This window comes from Pseudarthrobacter sp. MDT1-40-2 (assembly GCF_059383595.1).
Map to the genome: position 1 here is coordinate 40,278 of NZ_JBWZCL010000008.1, position 23,524 is coordinate 63,801.

Here is a 23,524-nt window from a genome sequence, read left to right on the forward strand (position 1 = left end):
ACCGGTTAGAAAAACCAACTTATCCGCACTGCGCGAGCCCACACCTTTCGTGCCTTAAAAGGCGCGGCCCTCCCGCACCAGAGGCGCAGGAGGGCCGGAGTGATAGCCGCTGGATCCGGGAGGATTCGCTTAGGCGAGGGGCCGGTGCATTTCCTCAGCCTCCCGGTGGCGCGGGCTGTCCGGGTTCATCAGGGAGTGCTTCTTGCCATAGAAGAAGTAGATGGCCAAGCCAACCAACAGCCAAATGCCGAACCGCATCCACGTCTCCCAGTGCAGCTGCAGCATCAGGAACACCGAAGCCAAAACGCCGAACGCCGGAACCAGCGGCATCAGCGGCAGGCGGAAGGTCCGCGGCGCGTCCGGCTTCTTGTAACGGAAGATGATCACGGCCAGACAAACCACCACGAAGGCGGCCAGAATACCGATGTTGGTGAGGTCGGCGACGGCCTTGATGGGGAAGACGCCGGCCAGCAGGGCCGAGGCAACACCCGCAATCCAGGTTACGCGCTGCGGGGTGCCATGGCGGTCGGTCTTGGCGAACCAGCCCGGCAGGAGGCCGTCACGGCTCATGGAGAACCAGACCCGGGTGACGCCGAGGAGGAACGTCAGCATCACGGTGAGGATGGAGAGCACTGCGAAGACCGAGATGATCGTGGCGATGACGGGAAGGCCAACTCCCGTAAAGGCTGACGCAAAGCCGGCCGTGGGATCAATGTCCTTGTAGTTCTGCATGCCGGTGAGGACCAGGGTGGCAGCCACGTAGAGCAGCATGGCGATGATCAGCGAGAGGATGATCGCCTTGGGCATATGCTTCTTGCCGTCTTTGGCTTCCTCAGCGGCAGTACTCATGGCGTCGTAACCGAAGACGGCGAAGAACACCGTCGCTGCACCGGCAATGACAGGCCCGAAGCCGCTGGGCATGAACGGGTTGTAGTTGTTGGTGTCGATGTAGAAGATGCCCAGCCCGATGATGAAGAGAATCAGGATGACCTTGATGGCCACTGCCACCAACTCGAAGCGGCCAAAAGCCTTGGTGCCTCGGGAAAGGATCCAGGTGACCAGGAGGCAGACAACAATGGCCGGAATGTTCACGATCCCGCCCTTGCCTTCATCCGGGGTGGAGGTCATCCACACAGGCATGTGGATGCCGATGCCGGACAGGAAGGCCTCGAAGTAGCCCGAGATGCCAATGGCCACCACGGCAACAATGGCGATGTATTCCAGGAGCAGGTCCCAGCCGATGAACCAGCCAATGACTTCGCCCAACGCCACGTAACCGTAGGTGTAGGCGGAACCTGCACGGGGAATCATTCCAGCGAACTCCGCGTACGACAGGGCCGCTGCCGCGGAAGCCAGGCCCGCGATCAGGAAGGAGAACAGCACCGCCGGACCCACTCCCGGGGAGGTTTCGCTGCCTGCAGCCACCAGGCCGGCAAGCGAGAAGATTCCAACGCCGATGATGCCGCCCACGCCGATGGCGGTCAGTTGCCAGAGGCCGAGGGACTTAAACAACCCACTGTGTTTGTTTTCTTCTTCGATGTCGTCGATGGGCTTTCGCCTCATGATCGACTGGCTTGCTGGTGATGAACTCATTAGCGTCTCCCGCTAGTTGGGGCCCGGCTGTAGTGCAAGTGTGACGGGCTTAACTTTGTTAGAACAGTATGCAAGCACGGTTGCATTAGATAAAGTGAATACTTCTAAACAATAGCCATTAGTTTTATCAACTTATTCAGAACATATCGGGGAAACCAATGCTGGACGTCCGCCGCCTCCGCCTGCTGCGCGAGCTGAAAATCCGGGGCACGCTGGCCGAGGTGGCGGAGGCACTCCAGTACAGCCCGTCGTCGGTCTCCCAGCAACTGGCCCTGCTGGAAAAGGAAGCCGGCGTCCAGCTTCTACGGAAGACCGGACGACGCGTTCAGCTCACGCCCCAGGCTGAAGTACTGGTGGCCCATACGGCGACGCTGCTGCAGACGCTGGAGCAGGCCGAGGCAGACCTTGCGGCATCTCTGACCACAGTTACGGGAACCGTCCGGATTGCCGTTTTCCAGTCCGCTGCCCTGGCGCTGATGCCGGAAGCACTCACCCGGATGGCCACCAAATATCCTGAAGTGAGGATCGAAATGGTCCAGCGGGAACCCGAAACAGCCCTGCACGAAACCTGGGCCCGCGACTTCGACCTGGTGATTGCCGAGCAGTATCCCGGGCACGCCGCCCCTCGCTATGCAGACCTGGACCGGGTGAAGCTCACCACCGACGCCATCCGGCTGGCGGTCCCGCCTGCGGCCGCGTTCAAAGACGGAGACCGCGAAAAAAACCCGATTACCTCGCTGCAGGACACGGCGGCCATGCCCTGGGTGATGGAGCCCCGAGGGGCCGCCTCGCGGCACTGGGCGGAACAGGCCTGCCGCAGCGCCGGCTTCGAACCCGATGTCCGCTTTGAAACTGCTGACCTGCAGGCGCAGATACGGCTTATCGAGTCCGGTAACGCCGTGGCACTGATGCCGGACCTGGTCTGGACCGGACGCGGCACCACCGCCACCCTGCTCGAGCTGCCCGGCAAACCGCGCCGTACCGTCTTTACGTCGGTGCGCCGATCCAGCGCCAAACGTCCGGCGATCCTGGCCGCCCGCGAGACGCTGGCCGCAACCGCAGACTCGGTATCGGCGTCGAACGCTGATCTTGAGCCCTGAGTAAGGAACGGCCGTTATGTCTCCTGCGTCACTGCGCAGCCCTGAACAGGAACGGTAGACTGTAGCCGTTATGAATCGCACAATGTTCAAGTCCAAAATTCACCGGGCCACGGTCACCCATGCCGACCTTCACTATGTAGGTTCGGTCACCGTTGACCTGGACCTGCTGGACGCTGCGGACATCCTGCCCGGCGAGCTGGTTTCCATTGTGGACGTCACCAATGGCGCCCGGCTGGAAACCTACACGATTGCCGGCGAGCGCGGTTCGGGCGTGATCGGCATCAATGGTGCTGCTGCGCACCTGGCCCACGTGGGCGACGTCGTCATCCTGATCACCTATGCCGAGATGACAACGGCAGAGGCACTGGCCTATGAGCCCAAGGTGGTCCACGTTGACCACGACAATAAGATCGTCCGGCTGGGCAATGACCCCGCCGAGGGCATCACTCCGGGAACGCTGCGTCCGCCCTATGCCTTGAGCAACTTCACAGGCCAGTACAGCTAACCCGCGCGCGTGCTGGACGTACTCGCCGGATTCTTCGTTGTTTGGGCCATCATCCTGGTGGGGATGTTCGTTGGCCGCCTCAACATCCTGGGACCCGGCGCGCGTTCCGTGCTCAGCGCCCTCACCTTCTTTGTCGCCAGCCCTGCCCTGCTCTTCGAAACTCTCAGCAACGCCGAACTGGAGCAGGTCTTCGCCACACCCCTGCTGGTGACTGCTGTCGCCGCGGTGACTACCGCCGTCGGATATTTCTCACTTGTGAAGTTCTGGCTGAAACGGTCGCTGCCGGAGTCGCTGATGTCCTCGATGGCAGCCTCGCTGGCCAACTCGGCCAACCTGGGCATCCCCATCGCGGTGTACGTCCTAGGTGACGCCAGCTACGTGGCGCCGCTGTTGATCTTCCAGCTGGCATTCTTCACTCCGCTGTTCCTGATCCTGCTCGATGCCAGCACCAGCAAGCACCGCACCACTGCCCTGACCTTCGTGCTGATGATCCTGAAGAATCCCATGATTGTGGGCAGCAGCCTGGGCCTCCTGGTGGCCGGTATGAACTGGCAGGTACCGCCGTTGGTCATGGAGCCTATCCACCTGATCGGCGGCGCGGCCATCCCGGCCATGCTGCTTGCTTTCGGGATCAGCCTCAACGGCAGCCGGCCGCTGCGGGCAGCCGCCGGCCGGCGCACGGATACCTTGCTGGCCAGCGCCTTCAAGCTGATTGTCCAGCCCGGGATTGCGTACCTCTTTGCCCGGTTTGTCATAGGCATGGACGGGCACTCCCTGTTCGCAGTGGTGGTGGTTACCTCACTGCCTACAGCGCAAAACGTTTTTGTGGCCTCCAGCCGCTACGACACCGGCCTGACAGTGGCCAAGGACACCGTCCTGGTGACCACGATCGTGGCCGTTCCCGCGATGATCGCCGTGGCGCTGTTGCTCACCTGAAAGTCAGCTAAGCCCATCCAGCAGCTGCGCGCAGCGGATGAAACCCAGGTGCGAGTATGCCTGCGGGTGGTTTCCCAAGTGGGTCTCGGTCCCTGGATCGTATTCCTCCGGCAGCAGGCCGGTGGGTCCGAACAAATTCACCAGCTGATCAAAGAGGTCCCACGCGTCCTCCAGCCTGCCCACCGCGATGTAGGCCTCGATCAGCCAGGTGGTGCAGATATGGAAACCGCCCTCCAGGCCCGGCAGCCCGTCGTCGTACCTGTAGCGGAATACGGTGGGCCCCACCCGGAGTTCACGTTCGACGGCGGCGACGGTCGCCAGGAAGCGTGGATCGTCCACTGCAAGAAGCCCGGAAAGCCCGACGTGCAGGACCGCGGCGTCAAGATCCGGGCTGTCGTACGCCACGGTGTAGGAGCGGACTGACTCATCCCACCCTTCGCGGAGCACCTCGGCCCGGATGGCCGCGGCGGCGGGTTCCCAGGTGAGTTCCGGTTCCCGGCCATGCCGGCGTGCAGTGCGCAGCGCGCGATCCAGGGTCACCCAACACATCACCTTGGTGTAAGTGTGGTGGCGGGGTGCCATCCGGGCTTCCCAGATACCATGGTCCGCCTCGTGCCATCGGGCCAGGACGGCTGCGGCCATCTGGACCAGGAGTTCCCAGTGCGCTTCATCCAGGGTGCCTTCCTGCTCGCTGAGCGCATGGATGAGCTGGGCGATGGGACCGAAAACGTCCAACTGCACCTGGTGGTCTGCAGCGTTTCCGATCCGGACCGGCCGCGATCCTGCATAGCCCGGCAGGCTCTCGATGATGGCCTCAGTGGACAGTGGCGCACCGGTCACAGAGTACAGCGGGTGAAGCCATTCGGGGCCGGGCGCATTGGACAGGATCCGGCCCAGCCAGCGCAGAAATCCATGCGCTTCACTCACGGATCCCAGGTCCACCAGGGCGTTGACGGTCATGGACCCGTCCCGCAGCCAGCAGTAGCGGTAGTCCCAGTTCCGGGTGCCGCCGATCCCTTCCGGCAGCGACGTGGTGGGTGCGGCCAGGACGGCCCCGGTAGGTTCATGCACCAGCGCCCGAAGCACCAGCGCGCTGCGTCGGACCAGGGAGGGTTTGACGCCGGGCACGTCCAGTTCCTGCACCCACCGCCGCGAATGATGCGCGACGCCGGCACGGCGGTCATTCTCTTCCGTCGGGTCTGCGGCAACAGGCTCCGTATCGCCGCATCGGAGAGTAAGTACCACAGGGCCGTCCTGCAGGTTCACAAATCCAGTAGCAGTGGCATGCCGGCCATCTGACGAAACTGCGAATTTGATTCCCGGCGCGAAAAGGATGATGGGGTCAGCGGTACCCACGATATGCAGCTCGTCGCCGCGCGCCTCCATACTGAAGGGCGCGTTGGCATAGTCCGGGCGGGGTGCGAAGACGACGCGGGCAGCGCCGGTTCCGGACAGCACGCGGACGAGGCTGGTGATCCCGTCCGGCGCGGGTTCCAAGTAGTCAGTGACGGTGACATCGGCCCACCGGGTCTCCACGATCATGGTGCTGTCCACGTAGCGTTGGCCCAGGACCTTCGAGGCTTTGACCGGTTCCACGGAGAAGTGGCCGGCAGCTTCGCCGCCCAGGATGTGCGCGAACAACGAGCCGGAGTCGGGTAGCGGATGGCTCATCCAGCAGATTTTGGCGTCTGGGGTGACCAGCGCCGTGGACGATCCATTGCCGATCAGCGAATGCCGCTCCAGGCCCACCGCATCCTCGCCGAACAGCCAGGCGCGGCGCAGCTCGAACAGGATGGCCAGGACCCGGGCGAAGGACTCGGGATCGCTGAGCCGATGGGCGGCCGAGGTCTCTCCAGGGCCTACCCGCAGGCCCATGTCCGGCCCCCGCAGAGTGGAGATGGCCAGTTCGTCGCTGTAGGCATCGCCGGCGAACATGGCAGCGCTGACTCCCAGCCGGGACCTCAGTGACTCCAATGCCTGGGCCTTGGACGGTTCGACTACTGAGAGGTCCAGCACGGAGCCGTCAACAATGAAGAACAGGCCGTGCGCACGGGCAATGTCGTGGGCAATCCCGGTGACCTCAGCAGCTACTTCCGGGGTGGCGGGGCGGGTGTGCACGGCTACCGCCACCGGCTTGCGTTCGAGCCAGATTCCCTGCTGAAATCCCACGGCTTCAGCAAGCTCGGCGTTGACGCGCTGCAGGAGGGTTTCGGTGGCGAGGGACAGTCCGTGAGCGAATCCCATGTCCGATTCCGCGCCGTGCGATCCTACCAGGTGCACTTCTGCCGGAAGCCGCGACACCGCGGCCAGGTCACGCAACGAACGGCCGGAGACGACGGCGGCATGCGTGTTGGGCAGCGCGGCCAGTGCACGGAGCGCGATGGCTGCATTGCCAAGAGGCAACGTTTCGGTGGAGATTCCTTCGGCGTCGCACAGCGTTCCGCCGTAGTTGCAGGCAACCAGCAGACCGGGAACCCTGGACAGCACGCGAAGGTCGGCGAGGAGCTGCGGTGTCAGGCCCTCGCCGGTGCTCTCGGACCGGACCAGCTCACGCAGCAGGCCAACCGGCAATGACTTGGTGAGCAGTGCGGTATCTGCCACTGACTGGTTTAGGGGAGTTGCCACGGCGGTGCCCTTCCATTGGGCCTCCGCTGCCCGGAGCTCATGCCCGGAATGGCCGAGGCCGGTGGTGCCCCTCCGGAAATCCATGATCCGGAGGGGGCACTGCCATTCTTTCGGCGGCCGGTTTCATCCGAATGACTACCTCGTTGCCGGCACGTAACGGTAACGGCCGCCGCTTAACCGTCCGGGGCGGCAACCCAAGGAGCTAGGCGGCAACCAGCCCGGCCACGTCGGCGAGCAGCTCCACGGAGCGAAGCCGCCGCGCAGTGTCGGAGCTCTGGTGCGCCACGATGAGCTCGTCCGCGTCGGCATGAGCAGCAAACTCGTCCAGGTACTCCATTACGGCATCCGGGGTTCCAACAGCTGAGTAGCGCATCATCTGGCTGATGTGCTGGCCCTGCGGCGAGTCGAGCACCATGTCCGCCTCGTCGTCGGTGAATTCACGGCCGCCACCAAAGAACAGCGAAACCCGGGCCCGCTGGGTAGCAACAAGATCGGCATGCGCCTCGGCGGCGGAATCGGCGGCAATGACGTTAACTCCGGCGATCACATGCGGTGCGTCCAGTTGCGCGGACGGCTTGAACTCCCGGCGGTAGATAGCCACTGCATCCTGCAGGGCCTGCGGGGCAAAGTGTGAGGCGAACGCGTACGGCAGGCCCAGCTGAGCTGCCAACCGCGCGCCGAACAACGACGATCCGAGGATGTACAGCGGCACGTTCGTGCCCTTACCCGGCGTCGCTTCCACACCCTGGATCCGGGTGGGGCCAGTGAGGTAGCCCTGCAGCTCCAGGACATCCTGCGGGAAGGAATCTGCGGACATTGGGTCCCGGCGAAGAGCGCGCAGGGTGTTCTGGTCGCTGCCCGGCGCTCGGCCCAAACCAAGATCGATCCGCCCCGGGTGCAGTGTTTCCAGGGTGCCGAACTGCTCGGCGATGGTCAGTGGCGAGTGATTGGGCAGCATAATCCCGCCGGCCCCGAGGCGGATGGATTCCGTGTGCGCGGCGATGTGGGCGATCAGCACACTGGTGGCCGACGATGCGATCGAGGACATGTTGTGGTGCTCCGCGTACCAGATCCGCCGGTAGCCCCGTTGCTCCGCGAGTTGCGCCATGGCCACGCTGCCGGCGAAGCTCTCTGCCGCCGCCTGGCCTTTGCCGATGGTTGCCAGATCAAGGATGGAGAGGGGAACAGTCACGGCAGGGAGCCTTTCAGAAGCGGTAATCGGTAGTGCCCCGTCACACAAAAGGGGCACAGTCTAGACAACAGCAACCAGCCCCGGGTTATTTCTGCGGCAGCCGGTGGGTATGGTGGAACAACAACCCCACCACGCCTCGAGGCCCGGCGTGGCTATGCGGCATCATCATCTGGCACCTATAAGGGGAGCACCACCATGACCACCAAGACAACCAATAATTCGGCGGCAGGACCGCCTCAAAAACCCGAAGGTCAAGCAGGAACCAGCACGGTACAAGGGTCGCGATTGGCGCTTCCGGTATTCATCCCGGCGGCAGCAGTAATCGTTGTTTTTGTGGCGTATGCGCTCGTTCAACCAGAGGCTGCCTCAGCCCTGTTCGCTGGCTTGCAGGAAAATGTCATCGGCGCTTTCGGCTGGTACTACGTACTTATCGTTGCCTTCTTCGTAGTCTTCGCCCTTTGGATGGGCTTTAGCCGTTACGGTGATATCAATCTGGGCAAGGATGACGATCAACCTGCGTTCTCGCTGATGTCCTGGTTTGCCCTGCTGTTCGCGGCGGGCATGGGCATAGGCCTGGTTTTCTGGGGCGTCGCCGAACCGCTCAACCACTACGCGAGCCCCCGCCCCGGAGTTACCGGCACGGATCTTGAGCTGGGCCAGCAGGCGATCACCCAAACGTTCCTGCATTGGGGTCTGCATGCATGGAGCATTTACGTGGTGGTGGGATTGGCCATCGCCTATGCCGTACACCGCAAGGGTCGGCCGATCTCCATCCGTTGGACGCTGGAGCCACTCTTCGGTAAGCGCGTGCACGGCGCGTGGGGCCACACCATCGACGTCGTCGCCCTGGTGGGCACGCTCTTCGGCGTCGCCACCTCGCTGGGCCTCGGCGTCCTGCAGATCTCGGCCGGATTGGACACCGCCGGGATCTTGGCGGCAACAAAGAGTACCCAGATTGGCCTCATCCTGTGCATTACCACGCTGACCATTCTCTCGGTGGTGTCCGGCGTCGAGAAGGGCATGAAGTGGCTCTCCAATATCAACCTGATATTGGCCGCCGTGCTGCTGCTCGTCATCCTGTTCGCAGGACCCACCCTGTTCCTGCTTCGCGAGTTTGTGCAGTCGATCGGCAACTACTTCCAGAACGTCCTGGGCCTGACCTTTAACACCTTGGCGTTCTCCGGCGCGGAAGGTGAAGCCTGGCAGGGCGCTTGGACAACGTTCTATTGGGGCTGGTGGATGTCCTGGGCTCCGTTTGTCGGCATCTTCATTGCCCGTATTTCCAAAGGCCGTACGGTTCGCGAATTCGTGTCGGGCGTCCTGCTGGTTCCTACATTGGTTGGCTTCCTGTGGTTCTCCGTCCTGGGCGGATCGGCCATCTACCGGCAAATCTTTGGCCAGGGCGGGCTGGTGAGCGAGGACGGCAGCGTTGACACGGAAAACGCGCTCTTTGCCCTGTTGAGTGATTTACCCGGCGGCCCGGTCCTGATGATCGGCGCTATCTTGCTGATCGCCATCTTCTTCATCACCTCTGCCGACTCCGGGGCGCTGGTAATGAGCATGATCTCCACCGGCGGAGATGCCCACCCCAGGAACTGGATCCGTGTCTTCTGGGCCGTCCTCGCTGCGGCTGTGGCGATTGCCTTGCTGCTGGTGGGAACTGAGGGGCTGGCGTCCATCCAGACGGCCGCCATCCTGACTGCCTTGCCGTTCAGCGTGATCATGCTGCTGATGTGCCTCTCCACGGCCAAGGCTTTCCACGGTGAGCACCGCGCCTTTGTGGTTGCCCAGCGCAAGTTGGCGCAGGCGGTCATGGTGGAACATGTCCATGAGGAGGTATCGGGGCGCGTTTCGGATCAGGTGGCCGATCAGGTGGCCGAGACCATGTCCGACGAAGTGGAGCGCCAGATCCAGGAGCACTTCACTGAGCAGGCTGCCGAACAATCGGCGCAGGGCGATGGCCACGGTAAGGACAAGGGCCGGCAGTAGGCTCTTGTCCTTACCCGGCTGACGCAAGGCCGGATCACCGACGGCGGCACTCCCCACGGGAGGGCCGCCGTCGTTGTTTTAATATCCCGGGTTGCCGAAAAATGCATTGACCCGGCGATAACTATCGATATATCGTTAACTATCGCCGAATGGTCGGTAGTATTCGCGTCACCCTCTTATTGGAAGGAGAATGCCGCTATGAAAGGCATTCACAACAACGATTTTGCAGACATCCCGGGCATGGGCAGGTCAGGCCGCGGCAGGAACCGCCGGGGGCCGCACGGCCATGGCGGCGGGCATGGCCACGGACCCGGCTTCGGACCCGGATTTGGGGCAGGCTTCGGGGCAGGCTTTGGGGCAGGCTTCGGCCCCGGGTTCGGACCCAGGGGCCCGCGGCGTGCCAACCGCGGCGATGTCCGGCACGCCATCCTCTCACTCCTGGCAGAGGCGCCATGCAATGGCTACGGGCTGATCAAGGCCATCCAGGAGAAAACCTCTGGCGCCTGGCGCCCCAGCCCGGGATCGGTCTACCCCACGCTTCAGCAGTTGGTGGATGAGGAACTGATTATGCCCGTGGGCGAGGGCCGGCGTACCGACTACACCCTGACCGACGCTGGCCGCGCCTACGTGGCCGAGCACGCCGAGGAACTGGCCGGGGCCTGGAATACCGATGCAGAGGGGTCAGGCCCCGCTTTTCACCAGAGCGTTGCGAAGCTGATGGGAGTCATCCACCAGTTCCGTTTCTCGGCTACGGATGAGCAGCGGGAGGCTGCGCGGCAAAAGATTGACGAAGCCCGCCGTGCTCTGTACCTGATCCTGGCGGACTAGGAGGAACTGGCGGCTCCGGCTTATAGACCCAGGCCACCAGCACCACGGAGATGATCATCAGCAGGAACCACGCCACCAGCTTGTCCAGCGGCACCAGTTGCCAGCCGTTGACCTGGCTCGGATAGAGCCAGGCGCCGGACCAGGTGGCGATATTTTCCGCGATCCAGATGAACAGCGCCACCAGCAGGAACGCGACGGTCAGCGGCATCCGGAAACCATGGCGGAACACCCGGTAGTGCATCACGCACCGGCCATAGAGAACCACGACGGCGGCCAGCAGCACCCAGCGTGCGTCCCAGACATAGTGGTGGGTAAAGAAGTTGACGTAGATGGCGCCCGCGAGGACCGCCGTCATCCAGCGGCGTGGATAGTGCGCGAACTTCAGGTCAAAAAGGCGGTAGACGCGCACCATGTAGGAACCGACGGCCGCGTACATGAAGCCGCTGAAGAGCGGAACTGCGCCGATGCGCAGGAAGCCTTCAGCCTCGTAGGACCAGGAGCCGACGTCGGTCTTGAACAGCTCCATGACCGTGCCCACCAGGTGGAAGAGCACAATCACCCGGAGCTCGCGGAGGGTTTCCAGTCCGAATGTGACCATCAGGACCTGGATGGCGACGGCGGCGAGGGTCAGGAAATCGTTCCGGACCAACGCGGCGTCCTCCGGATACCAGAGACGCGCGGCCATCAGCACGGCAAGCAATACGGCCCCGAAGACGCACGCCCAGGCCTGCTTCAGGCCGAACGCCACAAACTCGGTAAGCCCGGCCCGGATACCACTGGCGGAGCCCACGGACAGGAGCCGTCGGGCACGCTGATCCAGCGAGCGCTCCACGGCCGTGAAACTACGCTTGCTGACGGGCAGCTGACCGGGCGAAACGGCTGCACCACCACCTGATGCACTTGCTGCATTACTGACTTGTGCCCTGCCAGCGCTATCCGCGCTATCCGCGGCGGAATCAGGCCGCATCAAGCCGCTCCAGGCAGTAGTTCTTGTACCAGTGGCGGAGCCGCTTCGGCAGCCGCGGGTAGACCGCCGCCAATACCTTCATGGTGCGGTCAAAGCGGCGTCCATGGCGTTCACTCCATGGCAGGCCGAAGCCGGTCCGCAGATGTTCGGGCAGGAGTCCGGCGGTCAGGAACCGGGCCAGCGGCATGCTCAGCCGCAGCCAAAGCGGTCCGGCCGCCGGGTACAGGAGATCGCGGGCAACGCCCAGGGCAGGTTCTTCGGCTTTGAGGCCGGCCAGCCGTTGGTGCCAATACTCGGCAAACGCGGCGCGGTCGGCGGGCCACAGCTCGTGTGGAAGTTGCAACGCCGTGCCGATCCTGGCGTAGTCGCGGTAGACGAGGTCCGCGGCCTCATCATCCAGCGGCCCATAGATCTTCTCGTAGACAGTGGCGGCCGTGTCGTAAAGCGTTGCGACGACCCAAAGCTGCGAGTGCGCGTCGAAGGCGCTGTATCCGTCGGACCCGGAACCTGCGCGGCTCTGTGCGCCGGGACGGCTGCGGACCGGAGCATGGGCGCGGTTCACGTTGCGCCGCACGGCAGCCAGCTGCGCTTCATCTCCGTACACCACGGCATAGACGTAGGTCATGGTGGAGAGCAGCCGGTCCAGCGGCCGCTCGGAAAAGTTGCTGTGCTCGGCAACGCCACGGCCCACCGCAGGGTCCGCTATCTGCAGCAGGATGGCCCGGCCGGCGCCCGCGAGCAAAACACCCTCAGCACCAATGTCCGCTAGTCCTCGCACCATCCAAACACGATACCGGAGGGAGAAGAAGGAAGGGGCGACGGCGGGACCTGGCTCACCGGGCAACAGGTCGCTCAGAGCATGGCCGCTCGGGGCGGACCCGGCCTTCTACCGGATGCTGCTGCCTTGTTGGGCGGAGGTGACGAGGTCGCTTTTGGTTAGCGTCGCGCCTGTACGCAGTGCTTTCGTCCAAGTGCCGGTGTCGGCGACCGCGGCCCAGTTCGAGTGCAGCAGTGCCATGAGGGTCTCGTGGACCTGACGTGCTGAGGCGGTGCCGGCGTCGTTGGCGAGGTCAATCGCTCCGGTGGCGTCTGCAAGGACTTCGACGGTGAACCCAAGGGGCTCGGCGGCCGCGGCGGAGGCAACCACACAGTTATTTGTCATATAGCCAACGAGCGTGATTGTGTCGATTCCTTCTTCACGCAACCAGGTTTCGAGGTCGGTGGCGGCGAAGATGCTGGAGTACTGCTTGCCGATGCGCTTGGCAACACCGTCCTCATGGGCGGCTACTCCGGGGTGGTTTCGCCAGGTCGCCGATCCGGACCCAAACACCGGGGCTTCGGCCGGCAGCTCATGCTGGACGAGCACCACGGGCGTTCCCGTCTGTTCTGCGGCCTCGATCGCGGTCTGGATACAGGCGATGGATTGGTCACTGGCCGGGTACTGAATGGGAAGCAGTCCGTCGAAGTATTCCTGTTGGGCGTCAATGACGATTAGGGCTCGGTGGGGTGCGGTCATGGTGCTCTCCTTTATGGGGTTTGTTGTGAAAGACGGCGGGCGGAAGTGGCGCTAGCGTGCACCAACCCGTAACGGTGCGTTCAGGTGCGGGAGTTCGTAATGATCAGCCATCAAAGAAATCCCTCGCCGGTCCAGAGTTGCCGAGTGGCCGCCGACGACGAGCATCACCTCATCAACACCGGTACGCTCGTGCAGTGCTTCGAGACGGTGGGCGACAGTAACGGCGGTGCCATGAAAGCTGCGGCTGGTGTAGGCATCGAGGATTTGCCGCTCCTGAACCGTTGCCGGGTACGCGTCGACCTCGTCCGGGGGCAGGAGCAGATAGCCCTCACTCTTGAACATTCGCAGCATCGCCATCGCTGATGTCGCCGCCTGCCGTTTTGCCTCCGCCGGATCGTCGCTGACCGCCACGGGCACGCTGACGAGGCTGTAAGGCTCGGCAAGCGTGTCGGAGGGATGGAAGCTTTTTCGATACAGACGCATAGCCGTGTCGACGTCCGCGTCACCAAACTGCAGTGCGAAGGCATACGGCCGGCCGAGCCGCCCGGCCAACTGCGCTGAGTACGGAGAAGAGCCCAGCACCCATACTTCCGGCGTGGTCAAGGGCGCAGGGACACGGTTTTCCCTCGCCTGCCATGGGCCGGGAACCGCGTGGACCTGCCGGTAAGGGTGGGTGGAAGGGAACTCGTCACCAAGGAACCCAAGCAACTCGAGCACCTGCTTTGGGAAGTCATCGTTGGCTTCCGTGCCCCTCCGTAACGCGGCAGCGGTCGCCGCATCAGTGCCTGGGGCCCGCCCCAGACCAATATCAATCCGGCCCGGGGCGAGAGCCTCGAGCATCCCGAACTGCTCGGCAATCAGCAACGGAGGGTGGTTGGGCAGCATCACCCCTCCGGCACCAAGGCGGAGGTGGGTCGCCTCCGCGATGAGGCGGGCGATCATCAGTTGCGGTGAAGACACCGACGCCGCCCCCATCCCATGATGTTCAGACATCCAGAACCGGTGATAACCCCGCTCATCCGCCGTCCGTTCCAGCGAGACCGTACCCGCGAGGCCCTCCGCTGCGGTCATTCCGACACCGGTTCCCCCGGCGGAAAGCACAGACAGGGTGAACGGGGACGTGCCTGTTGGTCGTCCGAACTGCATTCAAACTCCTCACGGAAAAACATGTTTTTGGCGTGATTGGAGCGTAGCAGGTGTCTCACGGTTAAACGAAACTGATAGCATGAGAAGCATGTCCGAGACACTGCCAGTGGCGCCAGGCGCCGAAGATCATCCGAGCCTTGCGCTGGTCAACAGCGCCAAGGAACTGCCCGGGGGAAAAAGCTACGACGAACTGGCCCAACCCGAGGCCGCTTCGGCCTGGCTGGTGGCACACGATCTCATTGCGCCGGAGACCGAGCTGCAGGAGCACTGCCGGGGCAGGCTCGCAGCGTTGCGTGCAGACCTGCAAGATCTCTTCAAGGCGCACACCACCGGGGACGTCCCCCCGGCGCCGGCCGTGCATGCTCTTAACCGTGCGCTGACCTGTGCACCCGGGGCGCTCCTGCTTCAGTTCGACCCGGCCGTGGGATTCACGCGCAGCGCCAGCCATCCCGTGACACAGGTCGTCGAGCACGTCATGGCTGTCCTCGCCGAGGACGCCGCCTCCCTGCTAACCGGCGACCAGGCATCAGTGCTCGCCTCCTGCGAAGCCGACGGGTGCCGACGATTCTTCCTCCGCACACACGCGCGACGGCAGTGGTGCTCAACCCGTTGCGGCGACCGGGTCCGCGCCGCACGAGCCTACGCACGCAAACGCGCGGCACAGCGTGAGCCACACCAGGCCCAAAGTCCTCTTAGCCGGAACCATGCCCCCTGAAGCACCTGCCGCCGTCGACCTCCTGCCCACTACCGCGGACGACGCCGGATGGCTGGCGGAGTTACGGGCCGCCGTCCTGCCTCCGGATCTGGAGCGGCTTGGGCGGTTCGATCCCGATCGCGTCCGTCAAAGGTTCCTCAACGCATTCGCGCCCGAACACACGTGGATCATCACGTCCGAGGGGGAACCCGCCGGCGTGATTGCCGTCCGGCCCGCGGCGGAAGAACTGTGGATCGAGCACTTTTATGTCTCCCCGCAGTTTCAGGGCTCGGGACTCGGTTCGGAAGTGTTGACCCGGGTGCTGGAGCTGCACGCGGACCATCGGCCGTTCCGGCTCAACGTGCTGCAGGGCAGCCCGGCACGACGCCTGTATGAGCGCCACGGATTTATCGTGGAAAGCGAAGATCCGGTGGACGTTTTCATGGTTCGGCCGGTGCTTGCGGGCAAGAATGAATCCCACGGTGGATAAACCGGCGCGATGGACTAGAGCCACCATCCTGGCGGACTCGTGGGGCAGTAGCCGCGAACATGCCGCGCTCCACCGCTAAGCTGGCCGCATGGCCAAAGAGACCAAGACCACAGCAGAAAAGCTCGCCACTCTCCAGAAGGGCTACACGCTGGAAGGTGCCACGATCGAACTCGGTGCCGCCATAGTGGACGGCGAACTTCACAAGGAGGCGCAGGTCCGCCTGCCGCTTTCCATGATGAACCGGCATGGACTGGTTGCCGGCGCCACCGGTACCGGCAAGACCGTAACCCTGCACATGATGGCCGAGCAGCTGTCCAGCGCCGGCGTCCCCGTTTTCCTCGCGGACATCAAAGGTGATTTGTCCGGCCTGGCTACCGCCGCAACAGCCAGCGGGAAACTGACAGCCCGCACGGAGAGCATCGGCCAGGCCTGGTCCGGCAGGACGTTTCCGGTGGAGTTCCTTGCGCTGGGCGGCGACGGCAACGGCGTCCCGGTCCGCGCTACCGTAACGTCCTTCGGCCCCATCCTGCTCTCCCGTGTGATGGACCTCAACGACACCCAGGAGTCCAGCCTGCAGCTGGTCTTCCACTTCGCTGACAAGAAGAATTTGGAGCTGATCGATCTCAAGGACCTCCGCTCCGTCATCACGTTCCTTACCTCCGAGGAAGGCAAGGCGGATCTGTCCGAGCTCGGCGGGCTGTCCAAGGCTACCGCCGGCGTCATCCTCCGCGAGCTGGTCAATCTGGAAGCCCAGGGCCTGGAGAAGTTCTTTGGTGAACCGGAGTTCGACACCGCCGAGTTGCTCCGCACTGCCCCCGACGGCCGCGGCGTCATCAGCTGCCTGGAGCTCCCCACGCTGCAAACCAAGCCCATGCTGTTCTCCACCTTCCTGATGTGGCTCCTGGCCGATCTCTTCGAGGACCTGCCCGAGGCCGGCGATCTGGACAAGCCCAAGCTGGTCTTCTTCCTGGACGAGGCCCACCTTCTGTTCAACGGCGCTTCCAAGGCCTTCCTCGACGCCATCACCACTACAGTCCGGCTGATCCGGTCAAAGGGCGTTGGCATCTTCTTCGTCACACAGACCCCCAAGGACGTTCCGGCTGCTGTCCTCGGCCAGCTGGCCAACCGTATCCAGCACGCCCTGCGCGCCTTCACCCCTGAGGACGCCAAGGCACTCAAGGCCACCGTCTCCACCTTCCCGGTCAGCGACTACGACCTCGAAGAGACCCTCACCTCGGCCGGAATCGGCGAAGCCGTCATCACGGTCATGAACGAAAACGGCGCACCTACCCCGGTAGCCCACACCCGGCTGCGCGCGCCTGAATCCGTCATGGGGCCCAGCGCCGAGGACCTCATCAAAAGCACCGTGGCTGGTTCCGCGCTGCTCGGCAAGTACGGCACGGCAGTGGACAACGTCTCAGCCTTCGAGTTACTCACCGGAAAGGGCGCTTCCGCCACGGGTCCCGCCACGCCGGGTGAACCTCCTGTTCCGCGGGCACTGGATGTAGATGAAGAAGCGCGCCGCATCGAGGAAGAGATCCTGGGGCGCCCCAGCAGCAGGCCCTACCCCACATCGGAACCTGGCTCTCCACGGCAGGCACCCCCCGCGGCTCCCGCCCCGCTGCCCGAACCCCGCCACCAGGACTCCGGCATGGTTGGCGATCTCGCGGATGCCCTTGGCGGGGCGCTGGGCGGCGGGATGAAAAGCATGGCCCGTTCCATCGGGACCCAGCTGGGCCGTGAGCTGCTCCGCGGCGTCTTTGGCACCTCTTCCCGGCGCCGCCGTTAAGGCGCCTTGACCGCCGTATTGCGTGCCGCCGTCGTGCTTGACAGGGGGAATTTGTGGGCTGGCAGGTAACGTAGGGGGCGTGCAGATGAGTCAGGCGTTGGTCAGGATAGCAGCCGGATGGCTGCTGGGCCTGATGCTTGCCGTTGCTGCAGCCATTGTTGCCGTGAACATCGTCAACAACACCGTGGCCAGTCCCCACCAGCCAGTCCGGGAGTATTTGGCTGCCCTGCAGAACGGTGAGGGCGGCAAGGCGTTGGGCCTGCTTCGCGCCACGGTTCCGCCCAGTGACCCGTCCATGCTGGATGGCACAGCGCTGCAGACCGCCACCTCCCGCATCGCGGACGTCAAGCTGGGCAAGCCGGAGCCGCAGGACGGGAACCGGGTCAAGGTTCCGATGGACTACACCATCGACGGCAGCCAGCTCAGTACGGAGTTCCTGCTGGAAAAGTCAGGCACGGAGTGGTTGTTCTTCAACACGTGGGCTTTCGTCCCGGCACCGCTGCCCCAAATAGAAGTAAGCGTCGTCAACTCCGTGGAGGCCACCCTCAACGGAGTGCCGGTCAACATGCCCGACGGTAAAAATTCCTTCACCGTCTTCTACCCGGGCGAGTATGAAGCGTCGCTGACCGACACCTACTTTGCCGCTGCCGCAAGCCGGGCCACAGTGACGGGCCGGGACCTGCCGGTGGCCCCGCTGACCCTGCTGACCCAGGCAACGCAGCAACTGAAGGACGACGTCGGCGCCAAGGTCCGCGAGTTCCTGGACACCTGCGCAGCGGACGCAACCAAAGAACAGCGGCTGCAGCCCGATTGCCCGTTCTACCATGTCAGCCGGAACAACATCACGCCGGGATCAATCAACTGGACTGTGACTGCCTACCCGGAAATCAGTATCGAGCCCTTCGACGGCCGCTGGGTAGTCGCTCCGTTGGACGGTAAGGCCAAGGTTACCGGCGAACAGCAGGACTCCTTCTCCGGGGCGTACTTCCCGCTCAACGAGGAAGTGGCGTTCAGCTTCACCACCCGCCTCGACGTCACCAGTGAAGCCGTCAACCTCACCCCGCAGCTGAGCTTCTAGCCCGCCAGGCGGGCAGTACCGCCGCTCTAGTCCATGCCGCGGAGGTCCAGCACCAGCTCGGTGTCGCCGTCGGCCGTCATGAGCACGGGGATTCCCCAGTCCTGCTGGTACAGGTGGCAGGCTGCGTGATCCGGGATCTCGCCGTCTTCGGTCTCCGGTCCGTCGCACGCCGCCGCACGGGCGGTGATGTGCAGGACGCCGTCAGGGACATCGGCGCTCAACTCCAGCGTCCGGTTCAGTCCCACCGATGTTCCACCGCCGGAGAGCAGCAGCTCTGGCGGGGTGGAGGAGATCTTCAGCTGGGTGGGATCGCCCCAACGGTCGTCAAGCTTCTGCCCGGTGGGGGCGGCGAAACGGACGTTGAGCGCCAGCAGTCCGGGAGCCACAGGGCTCTTGGGCCGGTGTGTCTGGGACGCGCCCTCATCCACCTGCTGGGCTTCCTTGGGGATGGGAACGTAAATCAGCTGGTGCTTGTTTGCCTCAACCACCACCAGCAGCGGCTCAGCGCCAGCCACCTTGGTGTGGTCCACAATGACGTCGGACGGCTCGGACAAGCCGCGCGCCAGCGTGGAAACGGTGCGTGTAGCGGGATCGTAGCGCCGGACTGCTCCGTTGTAGGTGTCCGCAATCGCCACTGAACCATCAGGCAACACCGTAACGCCCAGCGGGTGCTGCAGCCGGGCCTCGGCGGCCTCACCATCGCGGAAGCCAAAATCGAAAAGGCCCTTACCGACGGCGGTTTCCACGGTGAGCGAGCCGGCGTCATCGATCACGAGCTTACGCAGGGACGAAGTTTCCGAGTCAGCCACCCAGATGTTGCCGTCCGCGTCTTCGGCCAGGCCGGAGGACTGGGCGAACCAGGCCTCGTGGGCGGCGCCGTCCAGCAGGCCCTCCAGGCCGTTGCCGGCGGCAATCGCCACTGCCCCGCTCAAGGGGTCGAAACTGAAAATCTGGTGCGTGCCGGCCATGGCCACCACCACGGCGTTGAGCTTGCTGGACCAGATCACGTCCCACGGCGAGCTCAGTGAAACCTCCAGCGGGTGCTCGCTGAGCTGACCGGTGAACCCGGCGGCGTCCTCGTCCACGCGGGCCGGGCCGGTTTCGAGCAGACGCTGGACGCCGTTACCAACAAGCGTGCTGACCTTTCCGTCCGCCAGCGATAGTCCGCGGAGGCGGTGGTTGACGGAGTCGGCAATGACGACGTCGTACCCAACCTTCGCTGCCACATCCTCCGGCAGCAGCACCAGGCCCTGGGGTTCGTTGAACTGGGCGGTGGCCGCCTCGCCGGCGGCACCGCCGTCGGCGTATCCCTTAACTCCGGTGCCGTAGGTCGCTAGAACAGTGTGGAAGTCGGTGTGCAGTTCCACTACGCGGTGGTGTCCGGTGTCCGTGACAAGCCAGGAGCCGGCGTCGTTGCTTGTCCCGTCATTGACGGTTCCACGGCCTGCCGGAAGGTACAGAGCCTTGCCCGGGAAGCGCAGCGTGCCGGAGGTCGGCTCGGGCGCCACGTACGGCCCGGAACCGCGGTGCAGCGTGCCTTTGGCCTCATGCTGGGCGACGAGTTCGGAAATGAGCACGCCCAGGCCGTCTGCATGGCCTTCGCCGGACAGGTGCGCCACGATGTAACCCTCGGGGTCGATGACAACGAGGGTGGGCCAGGCTCGGGCGGTGTAGGCCTTCCAGGTTTCCAGTTCGGGATCATCCAGCACGGGGTGGTGGATCTCGTAGCGTTCCACGGCTGCGGCCAGGGCTACCGGATCTGCTTCGTGCTCGAACTTGGGCGAGTGGACGCCAACGGTAACCAGGACGTCCGAGTACTGCTCCTCCAGCGGGCGCAGCTCATCCAGGACGTGCAGGCAGTTGATGCAGCAGAACGTCCAGAAGTCCAGCAACACGATCTTGCCGCGCAAAGATTCCAGGTCCAGGGACTTCCCGCCGGTGTTGAGCCAACTACGGCCCACCAGTTCTGAGGCGCGGACCCGGTGGTGGGTGCGTACGGTTTCGCTCATGAGCGTCCTTCCAGCTTCGAATTGCGGTCAGCCAGGCTGGCGTCTCGTTCGGCCAATTTGGCAAACATATCGTTGTAAGCATTAAGATCGGCGTCGTTATTCCTGTCCGCTGCCCGGTCCACGCGACGCTTCTCGCGCTCATCGGACCGGGACCACATAATGGCGACCCCGATTGCCACCAGCAGGGTCGGTACCTCGCCGATCCCCCAGGCCACTGCGCCGCCCATTTGCTGGTCCTCGATGGCCGAAAGGCCCCAGGCCCGGCCCAGGTTGCCGAAGTAGTCGGCCGCCAGCAGACCGGTGCCACCCATGATCGCCACACCGAAGAACGCATGGAAACCCATGGTGGCCAACAGCAGGAGCAGCCGCATCGGGTACGGGGCCCGGCGCGGCAGCGGATCCGTCCCGATCATGGTCAGCACAAAGATGTATCCAGTCAGCGTGAAGTGCAGGATCATCAGCTCGTGGCCCACGTGCTCCCGCATCGCGTAGCCGAAGGCGTCCGAGTAGTAGAACAGCACAATCGAGCCTGCGAAGTTCGCGGCCGCGAAGATCGGGTGGGTTACGAGCTGGGAAAACTTCGAGTGCACAAATACCAGCAGCCACTCGCGGAGGCCCCGGGATCCGTCACTGCGGGCAGGCAGGGCGCGCAGCGCCAGCGTCACCGGCGCCCCCAGCACCAGGAAGATGGGAGCCACCATGGTCAGGGCCATGTGGTCCACCATGTGAGCGGAAAACAGCACCCTCCCATAAACAGCGGGTGGACCGGACGTGATGTAGGTGAGCACTAGCAGGCCAACCACCCAGTTAATGGTGCGGAACGGGCTCCACTTGTCCCCCCGGCGTCGTACCTTCACAACACCCAGAACGTAGGACACCAGGCCGAACAGGACGGCGGCAACCCACAGCCAGTCCAGCCGCCATTCGGTCAGCCAGCGCTCGGGGGTGAGTTCCGGCGGCAGCTCGTAGCCGGTAAGGATGAAGGCGGGCGAAGCGTCCGGGGCGTAGGCGGTGGGCTCCGGCGGCGCAGAACGCCCCAGTGCTACGGCCACTCCGGAAGTGCCGCCCATGATCAGCAGTTCTACAGCTATCAGCTGCCACAGGACGCGCTTGGCGGAAAGCCCTTTGCGGCCCAGCTGTGGAATCACCCATTGCCGGTGCATAAAGCCGATGGCGCCAAGGGCAACAGTGGCCAGCGTCTTCGCCACCACCAGCTGGCCATAAGCGGAGCCAAAAAGATCACCCCAGGACGTGATGCGGATGCTCGCGTTGATAACACCGGAGGTCAGGACCAGCGTGAACGCAAAGCCCGCCAGCGCGGAAAAACGCCGCAGGACGGGTTCGGTAAGGTCAGTGCCGCTCAGGAGCCGCGAGAGCAGTACCAGCATCACGATGCCCCCCACCCACACGCTCACGCCCAGCAGGTGCAGGCCCAGGGAATTGATGGCGCCCTCGTGGTCCGAGGAACTCGACGAATGCCCGATCAGCGCGGTCGGGACCAGCCCGACGACGGCGAGGACCAGCGTGAGTGCCAAAGCCGTCAGCGACCTGAGGCCAAAGAGAGCCGTGGTCACCACCGCGGCGATGATGGTCACCCAGAGCCAGGCACGGCCAGTCTCGATGTCCGTCATGAAGAAAACCAGCGACTGCGTGAACTGAGCATCACCGGACAGCCGCAGACCGGCCACGTCCGCGAAGGTCAGGACCAGGACCGCTACAGCCGAAAGCGTCCACACACCACCGGCAACCGCGGTGACTCCCAGCGCCCGGCTGAAGAGCGGGTGTTCGGCGGCGCCGGCGTCAGCCTTCGCTTTGATCCTCGATCCGGCAGCATCCTTTGGCAGGATGGCCACAGCGAATATTAGGCCGCCGATAACCGTAGCGAGCGACACGTTGTGCAGCGCCTTGCTGACAGGGAGACCCCAGCGGACCAGTGCACCGGGATCGGAGACCTCGCGGACTGCAGCCGCTCCGGAGAAGAGTAATGCCACCACCAAACCTGCGAAGAGCGCCGCCAATCCGGCCCACTGCCATGCAGGGGAAATCCCAGCGGCAGTGCCTCCGGCGGCAACAGACGCCGGAGTGGGATTCTTGGAAGCTGACTTTGCTGCGGAGGGCACCTCTCCATTCTCCGCTACGTCCGCCCACGCCGCGAATCGGGCCTGCGCCGGGTGCGTTTCCCGGCTGTTAAACGAAGGAAGCGGCAACCGCTCGGGTTGCCGCTTCCTTCGATGCTACGAAGAAGACTACTTCTTCTTCTTGGCGACTGCAGCCTTCAGCTTGGAGCCTGCAGTCAGCTTGACGCTGTGGCCGGCGGCGATCTGGATGGTCTCACCGGTCTGCGGGTTGCGGCCGGTGCGGGCTGCACGGTCGGTGCGCTCAACAGCGAGCCAGCCCGGGATGGTGATCTTCTCGCCGGCGGCGACGGAAGTCTCGAAAACCTCGAACAGTGCATCGAGGACGGAGTTCACGGCAGCCTGGCTGGTGCCGGCCTTGCCCGCTACCTCTGCAACAAGTTCACTACGGTTCTTAGCCATTTATGTCCTCCTGGACGATCATGTTTCTGGAGCCTGCAAGCGGTGTGCACACAAGCCACTGTTCGAAAACTTACCAGCTTGCACCGACTGAGGCCGTAAATTCCGCGTGTTTCCGCGTTTTCTTGAGGAAAATCACCCGATTCGGCTCGTTTTCCACAGACTTTGGCTTAGGTTGCGGCCCTCTTTGAGAGCCGCGCTTCCCTGGTGCCGGGGTCGCAACCCGCGGCCGTTGCGGTTGACCAGGCGCCGTATTGGGATTTCCGGGCAGCGACCTGCCCCGCCGTTTTCTAGTTTGGCTTGGGTGCCGGGCTGTGTTTTTGGGCACGGTGCCTGGGCCAGTGTGCGGGTGCGTGGGTGGTGGTGTTTTGGTGTTTAAAGGGGTCAGGCCCCGACACGTGGTGTCGGGGCCTGGCCTTGAGTGTTTGTCCGGCGGTGACCTACTCTCCCACACCCTCCCGGGTGCAGTACCATCGGCGCTGTGGGTCTTAGCTTCCGGGTTCGGAATGGGACCGGGCGTTTCCCCCACGCTA

The 23,524-nt window shown here is 64.0% G+C and carries 19 protein-coding genes and 1 rRNA gene; 9 read left to right on the forward strand and 11 right to left on the reverse strand.

Annotation, left to right across the window (positions count from 1 at the left end; translation table 11 throughout):
- Window positions 1–129 precede the first annotated feature (129 nt).
- Window positions 130–1,593: an amino acid permease gene (locus AC50X5_RS16100; RefSeq protein ID WP_494977087.1), complete on the reverse strand. Its 1,464-nt coding sequence runs from the start codon at window positions 1,591–1,593 to the stop codon at window positions 130–132.
- Between the two features lie 158 nt (window positions 1,594–1,751).
- On the opposite strand from AC50X5_RS16100, the gene AC50X5_RS16105 reads away from it, so the two are divergent.
- The 3 genes from AC50X5_RS16105 (at window position 1,752) to AC50X5_RS16115 (ending at window position 4,134) form a co-directional block, all read left to right on the forward strand.
- Entirely contained in the window at window positions 1,752–2,693 is a 942-nt protein-coding gene (locus AC50X5_RS16105) for a LysR substrate-binding domain-containing protein (protein WP_494977088.1), read from the forward strand.
- Window positions 2,694–2,763: 70 nt separating this feature from the next.
- A complete protein-coding gene (gene panD / locus AC50X5_RS16110; protein ID WP_494977089.1) occupies window positions 2,764–3,198 on the forward strand; it encodes an aspartate 1-decarboxylase in 435 nt (144 codons plus the stop codon).
- A 9-nt stretch (window positions 3,199–3,207) separates the two neighbouring features.
- The gene (locus tag AC50X5_RS16115; RefSeq protein WP_494977090.1) at window positions 3,208–4,134 is read left to right on the forward strand and encodes an AEC family transporter; all 927 of its coding nucleotides are present in this window, start codon (window positions 3,208–3,210) and stop codon (window positions 4,132–4,134) included.
- Between the two features lie 3 nt (window positions 4,135–4,137).
- Here the strand turns inward: AC50X5_RS16115 and AC50X5_RS16120 are convergent, their stop codons facing one another.
- Both AC50X5_RS16120 and AC50X5_RS16125 read right to left on the reverse strand, forming a co-directional pair.
- A complete protein-coding gene (locus tag AC50X5_RS16120; protein WP_494977091.1) occupies window positions 4,138–6,759 on the reverse strand; it encodes a trehalase-like domain-containing protein in 2,622 nt (873 codons plus the stop codon).
- Window positions 6,760–6,961: 202 nt separating this feature from the next.
- A complete protein-coding gene (locus AC50X5_RS16125) occupies window positions 6,962–7,951 on the reverse strand; it encodes an LLM class flavin-dependent oxidoreductase (RefSeq protein WP_494977092.1) in 990 nt (329 codons plus the stop codon).
- 195 nt (window positions 7,952–8,146) lie between these two features.
- Here AC50X5_RS16125 and AC50X5_RS16130 point away from each other — a divergent pair, with 195 nt between their 5' ends.
- Together AC50X5_RS16130 and AC50X5_RS16135 are read left to right on the forward strand one after the other, a co-directional pair.
- Window positions 8,147–9,940: a BCCT family transporter gene (locus AC50X5_RS16130; RefSeq protein ID WP_494977093.1), complete on the forward strand. Its 1,794-nt coding sequence runs from the start codon at window positions 8,147–8,149 to the stop codon at window positions 9,938–9,940.
- A gap of 198 nt (window positions 9,941–10,138) precedes the next feature.
- Window positions 10,139–10,768 carry a PadR family transcriptional regulator gene (locus AC50X5_RS16135; RefSeq protein ID WP_494977094.1) on the forward strand — a complete coding sequence of 210 codons (630 nt, stop codon included), beginning with the start codon at window positions 10,139–10,141 and terminating at the stop codon, window positions 10,766–10,768.
- Here the strand turns inward: AC50X5_RS16135 and AC50X5_RS16140 are convergent.
- The 4 genes from AC50X5_RS16140 to AC50X5_RS16155 all read right to left on the reverse strand — a co-directional run bounded on the left by AC50X5_RS16140 (window position 10,689) and on the right by AC50X5_RS16155 (window position 14,397).
- A complete protein-coding gene (locus tag AC50X5_RS16140; protein ID WP_494977095.1) occupies window positions 10,689–11,600 on the reverse strand; it encodes a DUF817 domain-containing protein in 912 nt (303 codons plus the stop codon). The genes AC50X5_RS16135 and AC50X5_RS16140 overlap by 80 nt on opposite strands.
- Window positions 11,601–11,724: 124 nt before the next feature.
- On the reverse strand, window positions 11,725–12,516 hold the full coding sequence (locus AC50X5_RS16145) for an oxygenase MpaB family protein (protein ID WP_494977096.1): 792 nt from the start codon (window positions 12,514–12,516) through the stop codon (window positions 11,725–11,727).
- A 105-nt stretch (window positions 12,517–12,621) separates the two neighbouring features.
- Window positions 12,622–13,251 (reverse strand): isochorismatase family protein, encoded by a 630-nt coding sequence (locus AC50X5_RS16150; RefSeq protein WP_494977097.1) that lies wholly within the window; start codon window positions 13,249–13,251, stop codon window positions 12,622–12,624.
- Window positions 13,252–13,302: 51 nt separating this feature from the next.
- Entirely contained in the window at window positions 13,303–14,397 is a 1,095-nt protein-coding gene (locus AC50X5_RS16155) for an LLM class flavin-dependent oxidoreductase (RefSeq protein WP_494977098.1), read from the reverse strand.
- 88 nt (window positions 14,398–14,485) lie between these two features.
- Here AC50X5_RS16155 and AC50X5_RS16160 point away from each other — a divergent pair, with 88 nt between their 5' ends.
- The 4 genes from AC50X5_RS16160 to AC50X5_RS16175 all read left to right on the forward strand — a co-directional run bounded on the left by AC50X5_RS16160 (window position 14,486) and on the right by AC50X5_RS16175 (window position 18,448).
- Window positions 14,486–15,112 carry a CGNR zinc finger domain-containing protein gene (locus tag AC50X5_RS16160; protein ID WP_494977099.1) on the forward strand — a complete coding sequence of 209 codons (627 nt, stop codon included), beginning with the start codon at window positions 14,486–14,488 and terminating at the stop codon, window positions 15,110–15,112.
- Window positions 15,102–15,581 (forward strand): GNAT family N-acetyltransferase, encoded by a 480-nt coding sequence (locus AC50X5_RS16165; protein WP_494977100.1) that lies wholly within the window; start codon window positions 15,102–15,104, stop codon window positions 15,579–15,581. The genes AC50X5_RS16160 and AC50X5_RS16165 overlap by 11 nt, the downstream gene beginning before the upstream one ends.
- An 88-nt stretch (window positions 15,582–15,669) precedes the next feature.
- Window positions 15,670–17,370: a helicase HerA-like domain-containing protein gene (locus tag AC50X5_RS16170; RefSeq protein ID WP_494977101.1), complete on the forward strand. Its 1,701-nt coding sequence runs from the start codon at window positions 15,670–15,672 to the stop codon at window positions 17,368–17,370.
- Window positions 17,371–17,455: 85 nt separating this feature from the next.
- Window positions 17,456–18,448: a hypothetical protein gene (locus tag AC50X5_RS16175; RefSeq protein ID WP_494977104.1), complete on the forward strand. Its 993-nt coding sequence runs from the start codon at window positions 17,456–17,458 to the stop codon at window positions 18,446–18,448.
- Window positions 18,449–18,474: 26 nt separating this feature from the next.
- Here AC50X5_RS16175 and AC50X5_RS16180 read toward each other — a convergent pair whose 3' ends face one another.
- The 4 genes from AC50X5_RS16180 to rrf all read right to left on the reverse strand — a co-directional run.
- On the reverse strand, window positions 18,475–20,457 hold the full coding sequence (locus AC50X5_RS16180) for an NHL domain-containing thioredoxin family protein (protein WP_494977102.1): 1,983 nt from the start codon (window positions 20,455–20,457) through the stop codon (window positions 18,475–18,477).
- A complete protein-coding gene (locus AC50X5_RS16185; RefSeq protein ID WP_494977103.1) occupies window positions 20,454–22,577 on the reverse strand; it encodes a bifunctional copper resistance protein CopD/cytochrome c oxidase assembly protein in 2,124 nt (707 codons plus the stop codon). The genes AC50X5_RS16180 and AC50X5_RS16185 overlap by 4 nt, the downstream gene beginning before the upstream one ends.
- 126 nt (window positions 22,578–22,703) lie before the next feature.
- Entirely contained in the window at window positions 22,704–22,994 is a 291-nt protein-coding gene (locus tag AC50X5_RS16190) for an HU family DNA-binding protein (protein WP_354236135.1), read from the reverse strand.
- Between the two features lie 424 nt (window positions 22,995–23,418).
- Window positions 23,419–23,524, reverse strand: a 5S ribosomal RNA gene (gene rrf, locus AC50X5_RS16195); the annotation flags it as partial.